This window comes from Pseudomonas sp., from assembly GCF_026224925.1.
Lineage (GTDB): Bacteria > Pseudomonadota > Gammaproteobacteria > Pseudomonadales > Pseudomonadaceae > Aquipseudomonas.
The window spans coordinates 1-3475 of record NZ_JAMFRV010000182.1 but is presented as its reverse complement, the minus strand read 5'-3'; the positions used below and the strand labels follow the sequence as shown (position 1 = coordinate 3475).

Below are 3475 nucleotides of genomic sequence, written 5' to 3'. Positions count from 1 at the left end.
GTTCGAAATCCTGCCGGGCCATCGAGGTAGGCCTTAATCGCAGTCTGTTTAAATGAGGCTGTATACCTGTTCATGCAAAACACCCAAAAAGTCAGATGGGTGTCCAACTTTTTGGGTGCAGTTCAGTTCTGTAGGACCGAATTCATTCGGGAAGCAGGCGACGCGGTTTGTCTGATGTACCGCGGCGTTGCCTTCCCGAATGAATTCGGTCCCACATCTAGGTTTTCGGGATGGTTGGACTGACCAAAAAAAACGCCCCAATTGGGGCGTTTTTTAGTCAGCTAGCTCAACCTTCGCGATTACGCGTCAGCAGTGCTGGCTTCTCGCCTCGTGGGCGGCTTGGCAGTTGGTCCAGTTGCTCGGCCGACGGGAAACGGTCGGTCTTGGACTCTTTGTGCACGATGGTCGGCGCTGGCTGACCATCACGCGGGCCGCGAACTGCCGGTTCCTGGCGTGCGGGTTGATCATCGCGTGCTGGACGGCGGTTGCGTGGCTGTTCTTCACGACGGGCTTGACCGTCGCGAGGTGCGCCATTACGTGGACCGCCGCCGGTACGTTTGGCTGGCGGCGTGCCAGTCGTGGCGCCGGTGCCGGTGCGTGGACCACTTGGACGGCCTTGGCTCGGTGCACGAGCAGCAGGTGCAGCGCCGCCAGCGGTTGCGGCCGGAGCAGGTGCGCCCGGACGACGGCCACGGCCTTGGCCTTTATTCGGGTACGGGCTGACGTAATCAGCGCGGTTACCGAAGTTATCCACTTCGTCATCCAGAAACTCATCTGGAGCACGATCGGAGCGCGGAGTTGCCGGACGCTGTTCACGTGCCGGCGTGCCTTCGCGAGGCTTTTGTGCTGGACGCTCAGGACGTGCTGCAGCCGCGGCAGGTTTTTCCTGACCACGGTCTTTGCCTTTGTCCTTGCGACCGCTGCCACCGCCACCACCGGCAGGGCCATCACCGCGTGGACCGCGGGGCGCACGTGGGTTAGCACGAACATCCGGACGCTCACGCACTTCTGGCTTCTCGGCTTCAACGGCCGTGATGTCGAAGCCCATCAGATCGCCGTCGGCGATCTTCTGCTTGGTCATGCGCTCAATGCTTTTGAGCAGTTTCTCTTCGTCTGGTGCAACCAGAGAAATCGCTTCACCGCTGCGACCCGCACGGCCAGTACGGCCAATACGGTGGACGTAGTCTTCATCGACGTTCGGCAATTCGAAGTTGACGACGTGTGGCAACTGATCGATATCCAGGCCGCGAGCGGCGATATCGGTAGCTACCATGATGCGCACCGCACCGGCCTTGAAGTCGGCCAGGGCTTTAGTTCGTGCGTTCTGGCTCTTGTTACCGTGGATCGCCACGGCGGAAAGGCCGTGTTTGTCCAGGTACTCAGCCAGACGGTTGGCGCCGTGCTTGGTCCGGGTAAATACCAGGACCTGTTCCCAGGCGCCGGCCGTAATCAAATGCGCCAGCAGCGAGCGCTTGTGGCTCGACGACAAGCGGAAAACGCGCTGTTCGATTCGCTCGACCGTGGTGTTCGGCGGCGTAACTTCGATGCGTTCCGGGTTGTGCAGCAGCTTGCCAGCCAACGCCGTGATGTCGTTGGAAAAGGTCGCCGAGAACAGCAGGTTCTGACGTTTGGACGGCAGACGGGCCAGGACCTTTTTCACGTCGTGGACGAAGCCCATGTCGAGCATCCGGTCGGCTTCGTCGAGCACAAGGATTTCAACGTGGGACAAGTCGACACTGCCTTGGCCGGCCAGATCGAGCAGGCGGCCAGGGCACGCCACCAACACGTCAACGCCGCGAGCCATGGCCTGGACTTGTGGGTTCGTACCGACACCACCAAAGATCACGGCACTGACAAACTTCAGGTTCTTGGCGTAGACCTTGAAGCTGTCATGGACTTGCGCCGCGAGTTCGCGGGTCGGTGTCAGGACCAGGACGCGGGGTTGGCGCGGGCCGTGACGCTGGGACTTGTCCGGATGACCATTGGGGAACAGCCGTTCCAGAATCGGAAGGGCGAAGCCGCCGGTTTTACCAGTACCTGTCTGAGCAGCAACCATAAGGTCGCGACCTTGCAACACGGCGGGAATGGCCCGCTGTTGCACTGGAGTAGGCTGGGTATAGCCAGCTGCCTCGATGGCGCTGACTAAAGCCTCGGAGAGACCGAGGGAAGCAAAGGACATGAGTAATCCTGTTTTAGTTAGGGCGGTGCCCATAAGAATGGTCTTGCCTGGCGAATGGCGTTTTAGATAACGCAATCTCGTCCGGTCCTGCTGGGCCTTTTAGTCATTTCGGCACGTGGTCGCGGGAAAAAAAAGGCGCGACTGACGTGATCGAGAGGTCTATTGCAAGGCGGAGCGTCCGGGCGTAAGCCTGGCGGGAAGGCCGCAGTATAACAGAGCAATCACTGTGCGCCGCTTTCCTGCTGCTCAACGGTTTTAATTGGGGTAGCCGCAGAGCGTCCGGGGTCTCCAGCCGGCAGGATCGGAGACATTACAGCCTCGCCTGTATACCGGGACACCAGTTCGGCATACGCCGGTTCACGTTTGAAGCGTTTAAGTTCGGCGCCAAACCGTTGCACCAGCAAGTCCATGCCGGCATTTTTGCGCAGTGCGAGGTATTCCGGTTCACGGCCAAGGACGGTGGGCGATTGGGTGATTTGGTCTTGAGCCTTCATTTGATCAAGCACGTGCTGACCGACACGACGGTCAGTGATCACCATGTCAATTCGCCCCAGCAGCAGTTTGCCGAAGTTAGCTTCATGGCTAGGCGCGGGCTCGCGAGTGAACACCGTCGATGCATCGAACGCCGAGCTATACAGATAACCCGGCGAAACCCCAATGGTCAGGTCACGTAAATCATCCATCGTCAGGAACGGGTGAGGGCGAGCGTTGGCATAGAAAAGCACCCACTCGACATCCGACAGTGGCTCGCTGGGATAGAGCAGTAAATCATCGCGCTCGCTTCTTTTGAAGATATCCAGCGCGCCGTCTGCCTGGCCCTGCTTGAGCATCGACAGGCACCGCTTCCACGGTAAAAACTCCCATTTCACGTCGATCCCCAGTCGCTCGAAAATGATCGCCGTGGTTTCGTAATCCAACCCGCGCGCCTGGCCGTTTTCGATGTACACATACGGTGCCCAGGGTTCGGTCACGATATGCAGGGTTTCACCCAGCGCATTGAAGCTCAGGCAGGTGAAGAGAAGTGCGGTCAGAAACCGGGCGGTGTCAGGCATGAGCGGAGATTACGACGGGCGTTGATGAAAGAACAGTGCCGGATCTGGGGTCATGAACGGGCACATCATCCCTTCGCTGTTTCGTATGCCAGTAAGTGCTGAAGAATCACTTCGCGTCGGTTGCCGAGAATCTGCCGTACGCCCCAGTGATTCAGCCATTCGCTGAGTTGGGCAGGCTCCATTCGATGTTTGAGCCGCTGCTCCGCGTTTTCTCGGGCTTTTTCCCACCACACGGGTGAGCACG

The 3475-nt window shown here is 59.2% G+C and carries 2 protein-coding genes; both read right to left on the bottom strand.

Features of this window, described 5'->3' with window-relative positions:
- Positions 1–286: 286 nt before the first annotated feature.
- Positions 287–2179 (bottom strand): DEAD/DEAH box helicase, encoded by a 1893-nt coding sequence (locus M0974_RS07795; protein ID WP_297834933.1) that lies wholly within the window; start codon positions 2177–2179, stop codon positions 287–289.
- Between the two features lie 221 nt (positions 2180–2400).
- Positions 2401–3231, bottom strand: coding sequence for an ABC transporter substrate-binding protein (locus tag M0974_RS07790; protein WP_297834931.1), 831 nt, complete (start codon positions 3229–3231; stop codon positions 2401–2403).
- Positions 3232–3475 lie beyond the last annotated feature (244 nt).

Bases quoted from the DNA above. Each gene is read 5' to 3' on its own strand.
- M0974_RS07790 (WP_297834931.1), bottom strand. From the start codon at position 3,231: ATGCCTGACACCGCCCGGTTTCTGACCGCACTTCTCTTCACCTGCCTG.
- M0974_RS07795 (WP_297834933.1), bottom strand. From the start codon at position 2,179: ATGTCCTTTGCTTCCCTCGGTCTCTCCGAGGCTTTAGTCAGCGCCATC.